General features: G+C 54.6%; 14 protein-coding genes and 2 pseudogenes. 4 read left to right on the plus strand and 12 right to left on the minus strand.

The window, feature by feature from the left end; all coding sequences use genetic code 11:
* Positions 1 to 7: 7 nt before the first annotated feature.
* The gene (istA, locus tag NMD14_01765) at positions 8 to 1,549 is read right to left on the minus strand and encodes an IS21 family transposase (protein XEI33226.1); all 1,542 of its coding nucleotides are present in this window, start codon (positions 1,547 to 1,549) and stop codon (positions 8 to 10) included.
* 257 nt (positions 1,550 to 1,806) lie between these two features.
* Between istA and NMD14_01770 the strand changes: the two genes are divergently transcribed.
* From NMD14_01770 to NMD14_01780, 3 genes and pseudogenes are all read left to right on the plus strand, one after another.
* Positions 1,807 to 3,327 carry a PAS domain-containing methyl-accepting chemotaxis protein gene (locus NMD14_01770; protein ID XEI34693.1) on the plus strand — a complete coding sequence of 507 codons (1,521 nt, stop codon included), beginning with the start codon at positions 1,807 to 1,809 and terminating at the stop codon, positions 3,325 to 3,327.
* 189 nt (positions 3,328 to 3,516) lie between these two features.
* Positions 3,517 to 3,933 (plus strand): annotated as a pseudogene (locus NMD14_01775) (IS1595 family transposase).
* Positions 3,934 to 4,217: 284 nt separating this feature from the next.
* Positions 4,218 to 4,583: pseudogene (locus NMD14_01780) on the plus strand (IS1595 family transposase).
* A 43-nt stretch (positions 4,584 to 4,626) separates the two neighbouring features.
* Here NMD14_01780 and NMD14_01785 read toward each other — a convergent pair.
* Genes NMD14_01785 through NMD14_01800 form a run of 4 tightly spaced genes read right to left on the minus strand, consistent with a single transcriptional unit; the run spans position 4,627 to position 11,602 of the window.
* On the minus strand, positions 4,627 to 7,782 hold the full coding sequence (locus NMD14_01785; GenBank protein ID XEI33227.1) for a type I restriction endonuclease: 3,156 nt from the start codon (positions 7,780 to 7,782) through the stop codon (positions 4,627 to 4,629).
* Between the two features lie 33 nt (positions 7,783 to 7,815).
* Positions 7,816 to 8,316: a DUF1643 domain-containing protein gene (locus NMD14_01790; protein XEI33228.1), complete on the minus strand. Its 501-nt coding sequence runs from the start codon at positions 8,314 to 8,316 to the stop codon at positions 7,816 to 7,818.
* A complete protein-coding gene (locus NMD14_01795; protein XEI33229.1) occupies positions 8,313 to 9,632 on the minus strand; it encodes a restriction endonuclease subunit S in 1,320 nt (439 codons plus the stop codon). The genes NMD14_01790 and NMD14_01795 overlap by 4 nt, the downstream gene beginning before the upstream one ends.
* The gene (locus NMD14_01800; GenBank protein ID XEI33230.1) at positions 9,629 to 11,602 is read right to left on the minus strand and encodes a type I restriction-modification system subunit M; all 1,974 of its coding nucleotides are present in this window, start codon (positions 11,600 to 11,602) and stop codon (positions 9,629 to 9,631) included. The genes NMD14_01795 and NMD14_01800 overlap by 4 nt, the downstream gene beginning before the upstream one ends.
* Positions 11,603 to 11,917: 315 nt before the next feature.
* Between NMD14_01800 and NMD14_01805 the strand changes: the two genes are divergently transcribed.
* Positions 11,918 to 12,898: an IS5-like element IS5 family transposase gene (locus tag NMD14_01805; GenBank protein ID XEI33231.1), complete on the plus strand. Its 981-nt coding sequence runs from the start codon at positions 11,918 to 11,920 to the stop codon at positions 12,896 to 12,898.
* 247 nt (positions 12,899 to 13,145) lie between these two features.
* Here the strand turns inward: NMD14_01805 and NMD14_01810 are convergent, their stop codons facing one another.
* From NMD14_01810 to NMD14_01840, 7 genes are all read right to left on the minus strand, one after another.
* Positions 13,146 to 13,685: a hypothetical protein gene (locus tag NMD14_01810; protein XEI33232.1), complete on the minus strand. Its 540-nt coding sequence runs from the start codon at positions 13,683 to 13,685 to the stop codon at positions 13,146 to 13,148.
* 58 nt (positions 13,686 to 13,743) lie between these two features.
* The gene (locus NMD14_01815) at positions 13,744 to 14,991 is read right to left on the minus strand and encodes a site-specific integrase (GenBank protein XEI33233.1); all 1,248 of its coding nucleotides are present in this window, start codon (positions 14,989 to 14,991) and stop codon (positions 13,744 to 13,746) included.
* 159 nt (positions 14,992 to 15,150) lie between these two features.
* Entirely contained in the window at positions 15,151 to 15,738 is a 588-nt protein-coding gene (locus NMD14_01820) for a single-stranded DNA-binding protein (GenBank protein XEI33234.1), read from the minus strand.
* A gap of 530 nt (positions 15,739 to 16,268) precedes the next feature.
* Positions 16,269 to 17,129: a YdcF family protein gene (locus NMD14_01825; protein ID XEI33235.1), complete on the minus strand. Its 861-nt coding sequence runs from the start codon at positions 17,127 to 17,129 to the stop codon at positions 16,269 to 16,271.
* A 288-nt stretch (positions 17,130 to 17,417) separates the two neighbouring features.
* Complete coding sequence (locus NMD14_01830; protein ID XEI33236.1) at positions 17,418 to 17,669, minus strand: hypothetical protein; 252 nt, start codon at positions 17,667 to 17,669, stop codon at positions 17,418 to 17,420.
* A 200-nt stretch (positions 17,670 to 17,869) separates the two neighbouring features.
* The gene (locus NMD14_01835; protein XEI33237.1) at positions 17,870 to 18,439 is read right to left on the minus strand and encodes an NnrU family protein; all 570 of its coding nucleotides are present in this window, start codon (positions 18,437 to 18,439) and stop codon (positions 17,870 to 17,872) included.
* A gap of 223 nt (positions 18,440 to 18,662) precedes the next feature.
* The gene (locus NMD14_01840; protein XEI33238.1) at positions 18,663 to 19,796 is read right to left on the minus strand and encodes a glycerate kinase; all 1,134 of its coding nucleotides are present in this window, start codon (positions 19,794 to 19,796) and stop codon (positions 18,663 to 18,665) included.
* Positions 19,797 to 19,802: the final 6 nt, after the last annotated feature.

The following is a 19,802-nucleotide window of genomic DNA, read 5'->3' on the forward strand; positions in this document are numbered from 1 at the left end:
TTCCTCGTTAGTGGAAGCTCTGGGGGCCGCGGATGTTCTCGTGCTCTTGCGGCAGTTCTGGATAACTGAGCGGACTTGCGGGCAGTTGGTCGCGGCCACTGGTCAGCACCGACTTGAGCTGCTTGAGCCGCACCAGTCCTTCCCGGTTGGCCAGCTGGCAACAGCCTTCGACTCGTGATGGCGGATACTCCCGGCTAAGACTCAGCAGTCCCAGGCAGAGTCGGTATGCCTGCTCGGCATGGGCTTTCTCTGCCAGCCGTTCGCTAACCCAGCACAAGGTGCCCGGTCCGATGTCGGCAGCCCACTGCTTAAGACGCCCTGGCGTCCAGCGTTGCTGCTTGCTGTGACGTTCCGGCATGTGCTCAGGGAGTGTGCTCATCCCCGGGATGGTTTTACGCGGATGGCTCGCGACCAGCTGTTGCTGGTGATAGACCTGAAGCAGGGTATCGCCCGCATGGAGCTCCAGTTGCTGACCCACATACTGGTGCGGCACCGAGTAATGGTGCTGCTCATAACTGACGTGATAGTCGATGTTGACCTTGACCGTTTTGATGGCGACATAGCGATAGGGATGCACCGGTAGTGACCCCAGTGCCGGGCGGTCCAACTGCTCAAACGCCTCGCGTCGGTTACCGGGCAGCTGCTTGAACGGGCGCTCGTTGAGCTCATTCAACAAAGCCCGGATGCACTGGTTTAGCTCGGCAAGCGAGAAGAAGGTCTGATGGCGTAGACGAGCCAGGATCCAGCGCTCGACGATCTGCACACCCACCTCGGCCTTGGCTTTGTCCTTAGGCTTGTAAGGGCGAGCTGGCATCACCGCCACCTGATAGTGCTCGGCCAACTGCTGGTAGCTGGGGTTGAGCTCGGGATCGTATCGGCAAGCCTTGCTGACACCGCTCTTGAGGTTGTCGGGGATCAGCAGTACCGGTGTCCCGCCGAAAAACTCAAAGGCACGGACATGGCTTTGCAGCCAGTCCGGCAGTGACTGGGACCAGGTGGCCTCGGCAAAGGTGTAGTTGGACGCACCGAGCACGGCGACAAAGACTTGTGCCTGACGGACCTCACCCGTAGTCGGCGACACGATGGGCACCGTGGGCCCGCAGTAGTCGATAAAGAGCTTTTCCCCCGCCTTGTGGATCTGGCGCATGGAGCGCTTTTGCAACTGACACCAGGACTTGTAACGGTCACAGAACTGGGAGTAGCTGTAACAGCTATTGGGATAGCGCTGGGTGTACTCCTCCCAGAGCAGCTGTTTGGAGACCCCCTTGCGCTTGAGCTCCTGATGGACAGAGGGCCAATCCGGCACAACATGGCGGGCCGAGATGGTGGTATCGGCCTGCGGATAGAACAGGGCAGCCAGTCGGCCATCATCAAGCTCGGTAGGTAAGGGCCAGGTAAGGCCGAGCGCCTGGGCACTTTTGAGGAGTTTCTGGATGGAGCCGACACTGACCTTGGTACAGATACTGATTTGGCGAACAGAGAGGTCAGCTTCCAGCCGCAGTCGCAGCACTTCACGAATTTTACGCATTGCAATCCTCTTGGCAGACATAGGCTCTTCCCTGGCAAAAGGGAGAGCGTATCAAAGGTTTTTAAATCAATGCGTTAAGGATGATTCCGGTGAATGTGAACAGTGATTCCGGGATGTTGAACACTGTTTCCGGAAAGGAGGGGCGAAGTGTTCAGGTTGAACCGGAATGAGCGTTCACATTGGTCCGGAAATGGTGTTCACGTTGAATCGGAATTGGTGTTCATGATCGGCCGGAATATGCAACGGGTCGAAACTTAGAACTCCCAAAAGATGCCAATATTCTTTCGACTACCTCCCCTCAAAGCCATATCACGTACGTTAATCCTGACTTCATTAAAATCAGTGGTTTCACTGAGGAAGAACTATTAGGCCAGCCTCACAACATCGTAAGACACCCAGATATGCCGCCTGCTGCATTTGAGCATATGTGGAGTACATTAAAATCTGGCCGCTCATGGATGGGGCTAGTAAAAAATCGCTGTAAAAATGGCGACCACTATTGGGTAAGTGCTTATGTAACGCCAATAGCTAAGAATGGTTCGATTGTTGAATACCAGTCTGTAAGGACCAAGCCTGAACCTGAGCAGGTTTTGGCTGCTGAAAAATTATATGCTCAATTGAGAAGCGGGAAGGCCGCGAGGCCGAAATTGGCTGCTAGCTTTTCCGTGAAAATACTCTTGCTCATATGGGGTAGTATTATATCAAGCGCAATGGCTGCCGGCATGCTTACTGATACATCAATAAGCAGCTTATTGTTAGCCACTTTAATGTCAGGAAGCTTAAGCTCTGTTAGTGTTTTGGCTATTCTCTCTCCTCTTGGAAGACTGGTTGAAAGAGCCAGGAATATTTCCAATAACCCATTAAGTCAATCCCTCTACACTGGGCGCACCGATGAGTTTGGCCAAATAGAGTTTGCTTTACGAATGATGCAAGCTGAAACAGGCGCCATAGTAGGTCGCATAGGTGATGCATCAAATCGGCTTAGCGAACACACCCGAGGCCTACTAAAGGATATTGAGTCAAGCAATGTACTTACAGTTGAGCAGCAGGCAGAGACAGATCAAATAGCAACGGCAGTAAACCAAATGGTGGCAAGCATTCAAGAGGTTGCGAGCAATGCACAGCATGCTGCAGATGCGGCCGGAAGAGCAGACACTGAGACGGCATCTGGCCAGCGTCTGGTAGCCCACACAAGCCAGTCAATCACTGCCCTTGAAGGTGAAATTAGGCAAGCCGCTCAGGTTATTCATGAGCTTGAAGGTCAAAGTAACGAGATATCAAAAGTTCTTGACGTTATACGAGGGATCGCCGAGCAAACGAATTTGTTGGCACTCAACGCAGCAATTGAGGCCGCGCGTGCTGGTGAGCAGGGGCGTGGTTTTGCTGTTGTCGCCGATGAGGTTCGCAGTCTTGCTGCTCGCACACAGCAATCGACAACGGATATTCAAAGCATGATCAGCGCTCTACAAGAGCGAGCGCAATCCGCTGTTACAGTCATGGAGCAAAGTAGTCGGCAAGCGCACACGAGTGTAGCTCACGCAGAGGAAGCAGCTACAGCTCTTGATGGAATTGGCCAACGCGTTAACGAAATTACCGACATGAACGCGCAAATAGCGACTGCGGTCGAGCAGCAGGGAGCAGTAAGTGAAGACATAAACCGCAGTATTATCAATATACGCGATGCTGCTGATACCAATGTACAGACCGGGCAGAATAATTTGCAAAGTGCGAAATCTGTCGCTCAGTTAACTAGCGCTCTGAGCGAACTGGCAAAACAGTTTTGGGAAAAACGAGGATAACGCTTTTCAGTATCTCGACAGGGATAACTTACTTTACCATCGGTTATCCCTTTTAGCCGCACAAATTTTAGCCATGGCTTTTCAGGAAGTCAGGGCTATCAGAATGGCCTTAGAAAGCCTAGTCAAAGAGCTGTCACGAGAACACCGTTAGCTTAGCGTACGATTTTTTCCGAATTCTGCGGTTCCCCCCGCTACCGTTGCAAGCTGTGTCTGCGCACCAGCACCGTTCTGACCAACACGCCTCTGGCCCGGTTGCGCAAAGCCCAGTGCTGGGAAGACTACGCGCAAGCCCTGATCGAAGGGTTGACCGTTCGCAAGGCAGCTCTACGTTGCGGGGTCAGCAAAAACACCGCTTTCCTCTGGCGTCACCGTTTCTTGCGCGCGATGGCAACCCATCAAGCCACCCGAGCAGAGGGCATCGTTGAGGTAGACGAGACCTTCTTCCTCGAATCGTTCAAGGGGCAACGGGGACTGCCACGTCCGCCAAGGCATCGTGGTGGCAAGGGGCGAACCCGTGGAACCGGGCCGGATTACATCCCGGTGATGGTGGTGCAAGACCGAGCAGGCCACCATGCGGATTTTCAGCTGGAAAAAATGAATGCCGAGGCGGTGCATATTCCGGTCGAAAATGAACACCTATTCCGGTTTAAAATGAACGCTGATTCCGGCTTGCGTGTACACCGATTCCGGACACCTCAGAGCACGTACTCTGATGTCAGATGAACCGTCCTGTTCCAACGTCCTGGATCCATAACTGCCGCGCTGCGCTTGGCTGCTGGCTTGTTCGGTGAGTCGAAAAGATGCCTCCCCTCAAAGCTCAGCTTCTGCTCGAAGAATCCCTGTCAGCATACTTTCCGGAAATGGTGTTCACAGATTCCGGAATCACTGTTCAACTTCACCAGAATACGCAGGCGGTCATCGCAGTCTTGAAGCCGCTGGTGTCACCGGATGCGGTACTGTGTAGCGATGGTGCGGGTGTGTATGCCAGTTTTAGCCAAGTGCAGGGCGTAACCCATCAGGTCGTGCATAATCGCCAAGGCGAACGGGTGAGCGGTGCGTATCACATCCAGCACGTGAACGGGTATCACCATCGGTTGAAAGAGTGGATGGAGCGTTTCCATGGCGTGGCGACGCACTACCTGAAGAACTACCTCGGTTGGCGCAGGATGCTGGAGCGTTACGGGAAGGGGATGAATATCCAAGCGTGTTTGCATGAGGCGCTGGGGCACCCCATGCAACTCGTAATTGGGACATAGCCATAAAAAAACCACCCTTTCTTCGGGTGGTTTTTTATTTCTGCTATTTGGCTGCGTTATCTCGCCATCCGCCAATCCCTTTGAGTAGCAGATCCAGCAATAGGTGTTGCAGGGCTACGGCTTTCTCTGGGGCGGAGAGGTAATCCAGCGACATGCCTTGTTGGGTGTCCATGCGTGCGATCACCGCTTCATCCACGGCCTTGGGGTAGTCACCCAGCATGATTGCGTCGCGATCATTGTTGTTGACCTGCTCCATCAGGGTCGCGTTTTCACTGAGCTTGCTGGCCATGCCGTGTAGCCAGTCGAGCTTGTCGCCCTCTGTTACTTCGACACCGAACAGGTCGTTCATCCGCGCCAGCAGTTCGGAGATGAAGTCTTTCTTCTCCTCCTTCGGAGCAGCACTGCCCAGTGCCGAGATGCCCTGCAAACCATAGCCTTCGGCATCTTCCTTGAGCTTCAGATCCTGGGTGCGCTTGGCCTTGAGGTTGTAGTGAGTCAGCATCACGGCAGAGAGGTCGATCTCGTCCTCTTCGAGGATCTCCTGACGCAATAGCGGCAACAGATGGCGGGCAAAGACACACAGCCGCTCCATCTCATAGTCATCAAAGGCGGTGATCTGCGAGACAAACTCGTAGAAGCGCACATAGCCGTTGAGGTCTTTCTTGAAGATATCGAGCTCGGAGCGGGCCTCGCCAGCTTCTTTGAGGCGACGTTCGGCATTGGCCTTGTCGGTGGCCGAGCCGCCCTGTTCAACCAGTTTCAACATGCGCCGACACTCGCGGATGGTCTCCGTGGTGAAGCCATAGCGTTTGCTGAAGCGGTCGACCGCCGGTTTGATATAACCCAGCATGGCTTCCTGACCCCGCTTCGGATCGAAATAGGCATCGGTAAAGGCCACCACCTCATTCCAGGTGAAGATGCCGGTGCTCTTGAGCTTGTGGAACAGGTCATAGACCAGATTGGGATCCGACACGGTTTCCAGCGCTGCCGTCTCGTAATACTTCTGGAACTCCTCCAGCACATCCTGGGGATCGTTGACAAAATCCAGCACAAAGGTGGAGGTCTTGCCCGGACACGTCCGGTTCAGGCGCGAGAGGGTCTGAATGCAGTCCACGCCCGTCAGCTTCTTGTCCACATACATGGCGCACAGCTTGGGTTGGTCGAAACCGGTCTGGAACTTGTTGGCAACCAGCATCACCTGATAATCCTGGGTGTCGAACGCTTTGCGCATGTCGCGCCCATTCAGCTCAGGGTTCATGTTGCGCTCATTGAAGCTCTGGCCGTCGTCCTCGATCTCTCCCGAGAAGGCCACCATGGCACGGATGCCCCGGTATTTTTGCTCCTGCACGTACTTGTCGAACGCCAGCTTGTAGCGCACTGCTTCCATCCGGCTGCTGGTGACCACCATCGCCTTGGCTTGCCCGGCCAGCAGAGGAGCCACGTTCTGGCGGAAGTGTTCGATGATCACCTGCACCTTCTGGCCTATGTTGTGCGGGTGCAACCGTACCCATTGCGAGAGCTTGCGCTTGGCCCGCTTGCTGTCGACTTCCTTGTCGGCCTCTTCGCTGTCCATCGCCAGCTTGTAGGCCAGCCGATAACTGGTGTAGTTCTTCAGCACATCAAGAATAAAGCCCTCTTCGATGGCCTGGCGCATGGTGTAGACGTGGAACGGTTCCGGCTTGTTGTCATCGCTGCTCGGCATGTTCGGCTTAGGCCTGCGACCGAACAGCTCCAGCGTCTTGGCCTTGGGTGTCGCGGTAAAGGCAAAGTAGCTGATATTGGCGCTACCTGCACGGGCGGCCAGGGTCAGGTTGATAACATCTTCGGTCGAGAGATCCTCCTCGTCATCCAGCTGCTCGGCCATCAGCACTTCCCGCAACTGGCGGGCTGTCTTGCCGGTTTGGCTGGAGTGGGCCTCGTCGGCCACCACGGCAAAGCGGCACCCCTTCAGGGTGGTGGTTTCCTGGATGGCCTTGAGCACAAATGGGAAGGTCTGGATGGTGACGATGATGATCGGCGTACCCAAGGTGAGGGCGCCAGCCAGCTGGGCCGACTTGCTGCCGTCCCCCTCTTCGCGGTTGATGCGGGAGATGACGCCATCGGCATGTTCAAACTGGGCAATGGTCTCCTGCAACTGGCTATCGAGCACGGTGCGGTCGGTAATGACGATCACCGAATCAAACTGCTTCTGGCCGCCTTGTCGCAACGAGGCGAGCTGATGGGTCAGCCAGGCGATGGAGTTGGATTTGCCGGAGCCAGCGGAGTGCTGGATCAGATACTTCTGGCCACTGCCTTCGTGGCGCACGGCGCCCAGCAGGCTCTCAACCACATTCCACTGGTGATAACGGGGGAAGATCAGGCTCTCTTTCTTCTTGATGCGCCCCAGATCGTCCTCTTCATGCTGCACATGCAGATGCATGTAGCGGGCGAGGATTTTCAGCAAGGCTTCCGGTTGCAGTATTTCCTGCCACAGATATTCGGTGCCATAGCCAGTTTCAGGCTGATCATTACCGGCTCCGCCGTCTCGTGTGCCGCGGTTAAAGGGCAGAAAGTAGGTGCTCTCGCCAGCGAGCTTGGTGGTCATCGCCACCTCGAACTGGTTCACCGCGAAATGGACCAGGGCCCCGCGTCGGAAGGCCAGTAGCGGCTCCACCTTGCCGGCTGTTTTCAGCGGTCTGTCTCTGCGGTACTGCTGTTTTGCGTTTTCCAGGCTCTGCTTGAAGCAGGATTTCAGCTCCAGCGTCGCAATCGGCAGGCCGTTTAAAAACAGCGTCAAATCGAGCCGTCCGTCGTAGCCGTGGGGACTGTAGATGAGCTCGGGCACCACCCGTAGTCGATTCATGGCATAGCGGGCCGTCAGCTCGGGGTTGAGATCATGGTCCGGCTTGAAGGTCGCCACACTCAGGCGATGGCCGCGATCCTCAATCTGATTGCGCAACAGCCACAGGGTACCACGCTCAGGGCTTTCCAGAGCCCGTACGGCGGCATTGAGCAGATGACGCTCCGGCTCCTCGCCATAGGTCTTGCAGAACTTGGCCCAGCCTTCGGGCTGGCTCTGCTGCACATAGGCGAGCAGATCCTCGGGGTAGAGCGCCCGCTCGCGGTCGTAATGAGCTGACTGCCCAACCAGCCAGCCCGAAGCGGCCAACTGCTCAATGATATGGTCTTGAAACGCCTTTTCCCGAGCTTTGTTATCCATTGTTCTTCCACATCCGTTCTATCGAGAACATGCCTAGATTGCCCACCTCAATGGGGTCAGGGTACTGTTGAGATACAGTGGGTGAGTAGGCTCACCCGATTGATTCAGTTGCAGATAATGAAGTTCAGACAGCAGGGCACGAATGTGGGATGAACGCCGTAAAAACGCCCCATGGTTGCCCCATGCTGCCACTACCACGCCAGCGTATTTGGCTAATTCGATCAGCCACTCATCATTGGCCACACCGACTGGGTCCGTAGCCGCTTTCATTTGGCTAGGGTCGGTCGCCCGATAGGCGAACAGGTTAGCCATCACCAAGCCGCCGTAACCCCAGCGTTTGGCAAAATCAATACAACGCCGAATGGTTGGATCATCCAGTGTCTCATCTGCCGTGGACGGGTTCAGGCCAATAAACAGGGCGTAAGGCTTGTCAGACGCCCAGACCCGACTAAGCGCGTAGCGATAAGTGCGGCAAGGGGAAAGCACCGCATGGCGAGAACGAGCAGGATAGTCCAGTTCAGCCAGCAAGCTCATGCCGCCACCTCGCTCTTGGGTGGTTGCCAGCCACGCAGATCAATTTTTCCAGTCACGGCGGCGGAAATCAGGGCGATGCGGCGCTCTTGGATGAACTGTATTGCCTTATTCGCTGTTGCTATCAACAGATCTAGTTTTTCGATTTTACAAACAATCGTCGAAATAATTTCTTTTTGCTCTTCTATCGGTGGGATAGGAATACGACATTCGCCCAAGGCATCCCTATTTATTTTTGGCATGGCGACTCGATCAGCTTGATTAACAGCAAATCGAGTAAAACAGTCTGATAGCAAAAACCAGACAAGGAAATCATTTGCTAATGCTTTGCACCCATTTATTGGGTACATGTCAGCACTACAGATTACATCATCCTTAGGGCTAATACAGGCTTTTGCTAATGCAGGACGTATTTTGCTATATATAACCTCGCCTTTTTTACATAGATATTTCCCACTGTCGGCGCCTTGTTCTTCAGCTGTTTGTAATTCAAGTAAACGACCTGTTCCACTTTCAATATGATTTGGAGCTATCAGTATATAGTCTTTATATGGCTTAACCGTTGGATCCACCTGACCATTGCGAATGTTGGCACAATGGTTAAATTTCATTACATCCCAATGCTCCGGCACTTCCCCAAGCCATTCTACGCCGGAGTCTTTCATCGGGGCATTGGGGTTTAACCCCTTGGTGACAGCATGGGAGATCACCGCCTGACGCTTTTCTTTCAGCAATTCAATCAATTGCTGCTGCTTGGCGATCAGCTGATCGATACGGGCCGTTTCGTAGTCGAGGAAGGCGGCGATGGTGCGTTGTTCTTCGATATTGGGTATGGGTATGTTTATATTTTTCATCTCTGAATAGTTTGTACTCCAGAGATCGGCAACTATGCCTTTACCAAAGCGATAGAATTCTTCCTGGAAGGGGTAACTTCTCAATAAGTGATGCACAAACTGTGGTTCAATTGATCTAAGTTCCAATACAATGCTTATTAATGATACTGAACCATCTAAATTAGATATACCTGACGAACCTTTTCTATCAGAGCGACTGTTGATTACAAAATCATCTTTTCGAACCAGCTTTCTATTATCACCAGCATCTGACTTTGCTGCCGTATCTAGTTGCGGAACAATTCCATTCTTAGTCACAGACAATGGAAGATATTCTTTATCACTACATTTTTCACGACGCTCGAACAAATACTGTCCAAGTCGCTTAACTTGCCATGCTGCTGGTAACTCACCCAACCACTCCACGCCTGAATCTTTATATTCAGGATAAGGCTGATACTTCCCCAACTGATTTACGGCACTCATGAATGCACCTCGGCCAGCAGTTGCATAATCTCCTTGGCGACCGCATCCAGATCGGCATCAATCTCGGCCAGCGGGCGCGGCGGCTGGTATTGGTAGAAGTGGCGGTTAAATGGAATTTCGTAACCGACTATGCCCACCTGGCCATCCAGCGGATCGGTCTTGCTGACATCAATCCAGGCATCGGGCACATGGGGCCGCACCTCACGCTCAAGATAGGCGTGAATATCTTCACCCAGCGGCACGTTTTCGTAATCGCGCAGCTCGGAGCTGGCCTCCGGCTCGCCCTTGCTTATACAGACCTTGGCAGCATCATCCTGCTCACCAAGCTGATTGATGAGCAGCTTGAAGGCCGGGGCGGGCAGCTTGGTATCAGCGAGCGCTTTGTTAAGCTGCTTTTTAAACTGCTCGCGGCACAGCAGCTGTTCCGGCAGTTGTGGCAGCGCGGCGAGAATGGCCGCTTGCAGACAGGCGTCGAGCTTCTCCCACCCCTTGTCGGCTTGCAGGGCCGCCAGACGCTCGGCATCCTGCGGATAGAAGGCCAGCTTCAATGGCCGCTCCACCGTGATGCGGCGATAGCCAAAGGCCGAGGTCGGGAAGATCTTGGCTATGGGGCTGGCTTCATAGCGGCTATAAAGGGCGACGATCTGGTTGATGGCCTCATCGCTTAACTGTTTGCGCTTGGAGCCCAAGGATTTCCGCATTGGGGTGTGCAAGTCGCTGGCATTGATGAGCAGCACCTTGCCCTTGCGCTCGGCAGGCTTATGGTTGGAGAGCACCCAGATATAGGTGGCAATGCCGGTGTTGTAGAACATGTCGGTGGGCAGAGCGACCAGGGCATCGAGCAGATCATTTTCCAGCACATAGCGGCGGATCTCGCTTTCACCACTACCGGCGCCGCCAGTAAACAGCGGCGAGCCGTTCAGGATAATGCCGATACGCGAGCCTTCGCTGTTGGCACTGGCCGGGCGCATCTTGGAGATCAGGTGCAGCAGAAACAGCAAGGAGCCGTCAGAGACGCGCGGCAGACCGGGGCCGAAGCGGCCTTCAAAGCCTTTGCGCTGATGTTCATCGCTGACCTGCTTTTCCACCTTCTTCCAGTCCACGCCGAAGGGCGGGTTGGAGAGGCAGTAGTCGAACCGCTCGAACGGCAACTGGTCGTCACTTAAGGTGTTCCCCAGCTTGATATGGCTGATGTCCTGGCCCTTGATCAGCATGTCCGCCTTGCAGATGGCGTAAGACTCGGGGTTGAGCTCCTGCCCAAAAGTGGCCAGACGGGCCGCCGGGTTGAGCTCATGCAGGTACTCCATGCCGCAGGAGAGAAAGCCGCCGGTGCCAGCGGTGGGGTCATAGATGGAACGCACCACGCCGGGCTTGGTCAGGGCTTCGTTATCGCTGGCAAACACCAGCGAGGTGGTGAGCCGCACGATATCGCGCGGGGTAAAGTGCTCCCCGGCAGTCTCGTTCGAGCTTTCGGCGAAGCGGCGGATCAGCTCTTCGAACACCAGCCCCATGTCGTAGTTATCGACCGCCTCGGGGGAGAGATCGACATTGGCAAACGAGCGCACCACCTTGTAGAGCAGATTGGCATCTTCGAGCAGGCCGATGCTGGCCTCGAAGTTGAAATGCTCGAACACCTCGCGGGCATCGGTCGAGAAGGCGCGCACATAGGCATCCAGGTTATCGCCAATGTGATTTTCACCCAGCGAATCGAGCGTCAGTTTGGAGGTGTTATAGAAGCTCTGGCCCGCGGCGCTGAGCAGCAGCTTGTCGCGAGCAACCTCGGGCAGCGCCTTGGTGCTCTCGACGGCAACGAGCACCTTCTGCTTGTTGGCTTCCAGCACGCATTCGAGGCGGCGCAATACGGTAAAGGGAAGAATAATGCGCCCATACTGGGACTGTTTGAAATCACCGCGCAACAGGTCGGCGACCGACCAGATCAGCGAGGCCAGAGAGGCAATATTGGTTTTCATACGATTCCTTATTACCGCCGGACAAGGCCGGAGGGGCTGAGCCAAGTGCGTCTGAGCTTACCATAGCGAGCCCCGCTTGCGGGCAGATAGGCGAACAAGATCAGAGCATTAGCTCATAGTTTACGGAGGTTATGCGGGCGAAACACCCCTGAACGGAAACCCATGTCGCGTTTTCAGGCAGATGGGGCGATAACGCCATGGCGTGGCGGCTGACCCTTGGCATTGTCTAGCGCCCGTGACGAGCTAGGGAAGGTGCGAACAAGTCCCTGATATGAGATCATGTTTGTCATCTGGAGCCATGGAACAGGGTTCATCATGAGTCATCAACTTACCTTCGCCGACAGTGAATTCAGCAGTAAGCGCCGTCAGACCAGAAAAGAGATTTTCTTGTCCCGCATGGAGCAGATTCTGCCATGGCAAAACATGGTGGAAGTCATCGAGCCGTTTTACCCCAAGGCTGGTAATGGCCGGCGACCTTATCCGCTGGAAACCATGCTACGCATTCACTGCATGCAGCATTGGTACAACCTGAGCGATGGTGCGATGGAAGATGCTCTGTACGAAATCGCCTCCATGCGTCTGTTTGCCCGGTTATCCCTGGATAGCGCCTTGCCGGACCGCACCACCATCATGAATTTCCGCCACCTGCTGGAGCAGCATCAACTGGCCCGCCAATTGTTCAAGACCATCAATCGCTGGCTGGCCGAAGCAGGCGTCATGATGACTCAAGGCACCTTGGTCGATGCCACCATCATTGAGGCTCCCAGCTCGACCAAGAACAAAGAGCAGCAACGCGATCCGCAGATGCATCAGACCAAGAAAGGCAATCAGTGGCACTTTGGCATGAAGGCCCACATTGGTGTCGATGCCAAGAGTGGCCTGACCCACAGCCTAGTCACCACCGCGGCCAACGAGCATGACCTCAATCAGCTGGGTAATCTGCTGCATGGAGAGGAGCAATTTGTCTCAGCCGATGCCGGCTACCAAGGGGCGCCACAGCGCGAGGAGCTGGCCGAGGTGGATGTGGACTGGCTGATCGCCGAGCGCCCCGGCAAGGTAAGAACCTTGAAACAGCATCCACGCAAGAACAAAACGGCCATCAACATCGAATACATGAAAGCCAGCATCCGGGCCAAGGTGGAGCACCCATTTCGCATCATCAAGCGACAGTTCGGCTTCGTGAAAGCCAGATACAAGGGGTTGCTGAAAAACGATAACCAACTGGCGATGTTATTCACGCTGGCCAACCTGTTTCGGGCGGACCAAATGATACGTCAGTGGGAGAGATCTCACTAAAAACTGGGAATAACGCCTTAAATGGCGAAGAAACGGTCTAAATAGGCTGATTCAAGGCATTTACGGGAGAAAAAACGGCTCAAACATGAAGAAATGAAATGACTGAGTCAGCCGAGAAGAATTTCCCCGCTTATTCGCACCTTCCCTAGAAGTACGTTGCGGTGCCGTTTGCTAGGGAAGGTGCGAATAAGTCATATGGCACGAGAGCATTTACTGGTAACCCATTGATATTAAATGACTAAAATTTTCATTTTTTGTTCGTGGGATACTTGTTCGCACTTTCCCTAAGAGCCATAGCCAACTGAGCAATGGTAATTAAGCTCTTTTCATAAGCTCGTACAACCGCCTCGTTGAACGCTTGAAGTTCATTATCCGTCAACGGCCCCTCTAGAGGATCCAATCGCTTAACCGCATCCCCCTTACGCACCCCTTTTAGCCTCCATCCATCAAGTAAACACACCACGTTCTTGCTAACACCGGAATAACCCAGCTTGTGCCACTGTCGCAGGAAGGTGCGAACAACACCTAACCGATATTCATGAGCCGCATCCAAAGAAGACCTGTATCCAATCAACATGACATCGTCAATACGAGTAGCTTTAGTTGCACGAATCATTGCTAAGAAACACCAGAAACTACTATGTACGTGAGCAGCAGACATGTTCCTTGCATAAAATGACAGTGTATAAAGAGCCCCCTTCAGAGACTCTGGTTCCAGAAGTCCATGTAGCACTCCAACCGGAATAGAGGTGTTTTTATCTAGCCGCCATTTTTGATCATGCAGCATAAAATAGTATCCGTTCGCCCTTGCCGAGATTCGCTCGGGATCTAATGCTGGTAAGATGCTATTCGTCATCATTCTTCAAGTCCTCAGGCAAGCGAGTACCGTTAGCTTTTTGTAATGCCAAAGCGGCCTCAAACCCTTTTTGCTGAATGAAACGCTTGTTGTAAGTCGCTGCGGTTCCTGAGCCCGCCCTCCAACCCATTAAGTACGAGCGGACTTGCTCTTGGCGTTCCTCGCTGACTTGCTCATCCATGGCATCCATTCGCTCTGAAAACTTGCGATTCCATGTGTGACGGAGCGAGTGCCCTGTTGCTGCATACAATTGCGGCGAAACGGCCCTGACCACGGTAAATATTTTGTGATACCCCCCCTTGGAGATAGGGTTTCCCACAGTTGGCCCACGCTTGTAAGTCACGAACAGGTAGTCATTTTTCTTCGCATTTCGGACATTACGACGATCTTGGGTGATATAACGATGCAGTTCTTGAACTAAGGATTCAGCCAACGGTAATAGCCGCTCTCTAGTTTTAGCATTAGGCTCATTGGTTCTCGAATCCGCTCGTTCATCTGCTCGCCTCACGACACGGATCCTGTTCGTGCTAAAATCGATATCCTGTATTCTGATGTTTAACAATTCACCACCTCGAATACCAAGATAAAACAGAAGCAAGATCATCAGTCGATTGCGACGCTGGACATCTATTGAGAAAGGGTTTGACTCTGATCCAGGCTGGATGAGTTCAAATAGTGCATCCAATTGAACATCACTCAATGACCTGTCTTGCAAATCACTGTTTCTGCCCTTTTTAGACGGTCGCCGCATCTTTGTCTGCTCCGCCATGGCATTGATCTGTTCAACAACTTCCAATTCTGGCGTCTTTAAGATATGCATCGCATACCAGCGTAAGTAGTTGGCAAAGGTTGTCAGCCGAGAATGCTGTGTCCCGTTATCAACGGTATTGATCGTTGCATCTTCCAACCAAGGTTTAGAGGGCACCATCAATGGCTTCTTTCCTTGCTTGCACTGAGCAAAATCGCGCAGATCGTCCAGCTCATGTGGCTTAAAGAAGTCTTTGTTCAAAAACCGCTGCTCAAGGTTAATGCCTCGACGATCTACAAAGCGTAACAACAAGACTAGGTTGTTAGCAGCAGCTAGCGTTGTTGAGAAAGCATTGCCTCTATTGCGGATTTGGGTTGTTAAAAACAAAGTTGGGTAATACATGGGAAGGCCAGTAGCACGATCCACCACCATGCAGTAGCGCTCGCCACTATCCATGACAAATGTTGTAACTCTGTAGTTCTTTTCCATGCGCCCACAACCCATAAACATTACATAATTACAAGGTACACTACATGTTAAACATCACCAATTGATACAAGACACTTTCTCCCGGCGTTAGAAACAAAAAACCCCTGCTTTAACAGGGGCCTATGCGTCAATTCTTTACATTTTGTTCTAAGGTCAATCTCAGAACGGGATATCGTCGTCGAAATCCATCGGCGGCTCGTTATATACCGGCGGCGCAGATTGTGGCTGCTGGGCCGGACGGCTGTAGCCACCTTGCTGCTGCATGTTTTGCTGCGGAGCCGGCGCCGGGCGCTGCTGATTCATCGGCTGCTGGGCAGGCATGCTCTGCTGCGGCTGACCCCAGTTGCCCTGGGATTGACCACCCATGTTCTGGCCCATGCCCTGACCACCTTGCGGACGGCCACCCAGCATCTGCATCACGCCAGTGAAGCTGTCGACCAGCACTTCAGTGGTGTAGCGCTCCTGGCCGCTCTGATCTTGCCATTTGCGGGTCTGCAGTTTGCCTTCCACATAGACCTGGGAGCCCTTCTTCAGGTATTCGCCAGCCACTTCGGCCAGCTTGCCCATGAAGACAACGCGGTGCCATTCGGTACGCTCTTTCTGCTCACCGGTCTGCTTGTCGCGCCAGGTTTCAGAGGTAGCCAGAGTAATGTTGGTCACAGCACCGCCACTCGGCATGTAGCGTACTTCCGGGTCTTGCCCGAGGTTACCGATCAGAATGACTTTATTGATGCCTCGACTGGCCATAATCTCTCTTCCACCTTATTTACCGGCCAGGTCGAAACCTGGTCCAACACGACTAGATACCTGATTAGTTGCTGTGTGCGGGACACAATGTCCCGCAGACGCATGTGGCGGTCATAGTAACAGTTGCGAAGCGGATTGGCAGCATCCTTAACCAGCTTGATGTGTCAAAGGTAGCGGCTGGCTCCTGTTGTGGCGATAGCCGGGTTGCAGCTGTTTCCGGCGTGTCTGGCATCACATGTCTGCCATATATTCCTGTTATGCTGGCCGACTGGCGAATGGTAACTGGTTTTTAAATAGAATAAAAACATATGGTTACGATATTTATGAGATCCATTCTCATACTTTTTAATATTGTGCTCCCATACCTCCTTGGTTGACTCAGTAGGCGAGATGAGGTGGTTTATCGCTGCATTCTATCAGGCGGTGCGAGGCTGATTTGGCAGCAGGGGATGGGCGATGTTGAACGGTGCGGGAGCATCGCTACAATTCGCGCTGCAATAACACAGCCCGCCGCTTGGCGGGCCATCTGTTTATGGTGCGGCTGTGCTGACGCTGGCAGCGGAAGAGGCCACTGGTAATGTGGGCAAGGTCGTGGTGGGCGTCTCGGCGGCGGTTTCTGCCGCGGGTTTGGCGGGCGTGACCGGTTCAGTGGCTGCTGCTGGCTTGGCCTCATCCACAGCAGGTTTGGGCTGTTTGAGGCAGGGGTGCAGACTGCCGATGGTGCTCAGAGATTGGCAAGGCACTGGCAGGCCGATGGGCACCGGTGCTCCGAGAAACTTTGGCCCCTTGTCCAGCACATAAAGATCGAGCAGCCCCATCAGGCGGGCAAATACCTCCCGCACCCGGGTGCGGATCCCCTGATAGGCACTGGGGTCTTCGGCATTGAAGCCGACCGCGTCGATACCGAAATGACGGGCGATGAAAATGGCCCGCTCGTTATGAAAGCTCTGGGAGACCACGGTAAAGCGATCCTGACCGAACACCTCTTTGGCGCGCACCACAGAGTCGAGGGTGCGGAATCCGGCGAAATCCATGTAAATAGCGGAGGCGGGGATACCCGCCTTGATCAGGGCGCGGCGCATCTGGCGCGGCTCGTTGTACTGCACGGTGGCGTTGTCACCGGAGACGATGATGAAGTCCACTTTGGCGTTGTTGTAGAGCTCGGTCGCCGCCTTGATGCGGTATTTGAAGTAGTGGTTGGGGCCGCCACCGGAGAGATATTTGGAGGTGCCCAGCACCACCGCAACCCTATTGTAGGGCACCTGGTTTACTTGATCGTAGGTGTAGTGGCGGGCATCTGAGACGATCCACTCGCTGTAGCTCAGCAGCATGGCAATCAGGGCCAGCAGCAAAACGAGGCAGGCGAGGAGGATCTTGGCAAACTTCTTCATGCGCGGTGCGGTCAGGATCTGAAGTGGGGAATGGCTATCGGTATTCTATTACAACTCTGACGCTGGCGTCAGGCTTGATGAGGGGCGTACGTCTCATTCGGGCAGAGGTTGTCGTAAAAACAAGGGGCAGATGAGGTCGATCCCTTGATTGCGGTTATGGATGCTCAAGAGATTGCGCCAGTTCATAGCCTTCAAGGGGGTCTGTAAGGAGCCTGCAAATCCAATGGTGTAACCCCCCCGAATGAGTCATTTTCAATAAGAAATACCTTCGTGGCCAAGCAAAAAACCTTATCGCGTCAGCGACAAAAGCGACGATGAGAGTTTTTTCAGTCTCCGTAATCTGAGGGCAAGGCCAGCGGTTCGCAGCGGAATACGACGACGATTATCAGCGCAGATGACGGCAAGCGTCAGAGCACCAAGCAACTCCTTGTCCAGCGGGAACCCCAGAATAATCTGTCCTTTACCCTTATCGCTTTGGTAGCGCTTCTCTAGATCACGGCACTGGCCGCTGTCGCTGCAATAGGAGGCGGTATTGACCACCAGTACCACCTAGCACTCGGTCAGTTGAGGAGCGTGTGGTGCTGGGCATGGTTGAGCTCCCGTATCTCCACATTGAAATAATCGGGGCTCGTCGTAGAGGCCGCACCTGCTCCCAATTACAGCAGCAGAGTGACCATGTTATCGCCAGGATGCCTTATATGTTATCCATCATGCGTGGTTACGGCACCTACAGTTCACTCTCAATGCAGGGGAATGCGAATGCCGGTTAGCCAGCCGTGGCCCCAGAAGACCAGCAGTGCGGTGGCCACCAAGCCCGCCCCGACGCTGATGCCTGTGCCCGTCCAGTTGGCCGCCGGGCGCGATGATTTTTGCCAGTCCCGCACCGAAATCCAAGCGCTGCTCACTAGCGCCCACAGGCCGATGCCACCAAACAGCACCAGCGATCGCGCCTCGCTATTGACCAGCAGGTGGGCCACCGCCCATAGCAGGGTACCGAGCAGTTGGGGATGCACCAGCCAACGGCGTAGATGGTTGGGCCCCTGAGCGGAGAAGAAGAGGATTAGCGCAAACGGCATCATCACCGTCATGGCCATCGGCCCCCACTCGGGCAGGAAGTAGAGCGGTAACGCACTGGCTGACCGCCAGCCCGCGATGAGGCAGGCGATGGCGACAAACACCAGCAGAGAGAAGAGTCCCCTATAGCGATTCTCACCCAGCCGCTTGCGCAGCCGCGCCCGATGGGCCACCGCAAAACAGGGGTAGAGATGGATCAGGGTAAACAGTGCAACCCCCAGGGTCAGCAGGAACATGAGTCTCTCCTTGTTCTTGGTACGACCACTATGCCGTAAAGGGAGATATGCGCCTATAGAAACCAGTGGCTGAGCTGGATGCAGGGAGTGCGAAGGGAATAAAAAAGCCGACCTCGAAGGGTCGGCGAAAAGGGCTAAGGGCAACCGGATTTCTCATGAGTTGAGAAAGGCCCCCACGAGGCAAGGGATGGTCGATGCCCGGATAGCAGCATCGACCCAAATATCAGCGGGGCAACCGATAGAGCGCCGCTACGTTGCGCGCAGTGAGTTGAATGTTGGTGCTGGCGCTCTCCAGCGCCTCCGGCAGGGACATGGCACGGTTGACCACGGCGAATACTGCATCCAGCCCATGCTCGTGTACCACACCACAGTCATCGGTCAGGCAACCGGAGATACCGATCACCGGCTTGCCGAACTGCTTGGCACAGCGTGCGACACCGATTGGTGTCTTGCCGTGGATGGTCTGGCTGTCAATGCGGCCTTCACCGGTAATGACCAGATCCGCATCGGCCACTTCCTCGGCCAGTTTCAGGGCTTCGATGACGATCTGGATACCGGGCTTGAGCTCGGCACCGAGCAGGCCGACCAGTGCGGCGCCCATACCACCGGCCGCCCCCGCTCCCGGAATATCCTTCACCTGCTTGCCAAGGGCCTGCTCGATGCAGTCGGCATAACGGGCGAGGTTGGCATCGAGTTGCGCCACCATCTCTGGGGTCGCCCCCTTTTGCGGGCCAAACACCGCAGAGGCGCCTTTCGGGCCGCACAGCGGGTTGTTCACATCGCACGCCACCTCGATAACCAGATCGCTCAAGCGCGGATCCAGACCGCTCAGATCGATGGTCGCCAGCTCACTGAGACCTGCGCCGCCCAACTCGATGGCTGAGCCATCGGCTTTGAGCAACTTGCCGCCGAGCGCCTGGATCATGCCGGCACCGCCGTCATTGGTGGCGCTGCCGCCGATACCGAGGATAAGGTGCTTCACCCCCATCTCCAGCGCCGCCAGGATCAGCTCGCCTGTGCCGAAGCTGGAGGTGAGCAGCGGATTGCGCAGCTCGGGAGCGACCAGATGGATACCGGAGGCGGCGGCCATCTCGATGACGGCGCGCTCGCCATCACCCAGCAGACCGACGAAGCCCTGTACCTTGTTGCCAAGGGGGGCGGTCACTTCGACCGGCAGGATGCGGCCACCGGTGGCATCGACCAGCGATTGCACCGTGCCCTCGCCGCCATCAGCCATCGGCAATTTGATGTAGGTGGCGTGCGGCAGCACCTGCTTGAAACCGGCCTCGATGGCATCAGCCACCGCCATGGCGCTCAGACTCTCCTTGAATGAATCGGGGGCAATAACAATTTTCATATCAAT

Origin of the sequence: Aeromonas veronii, assembly GCA_041319085.1 — a bacterium.
Lineage (GTDB): Bacteria > Pseudomonadota > Gammaproteobacteria > Enterobacterales > Aeromonadaceae > Aeromonas > Aeromonas veronii_F.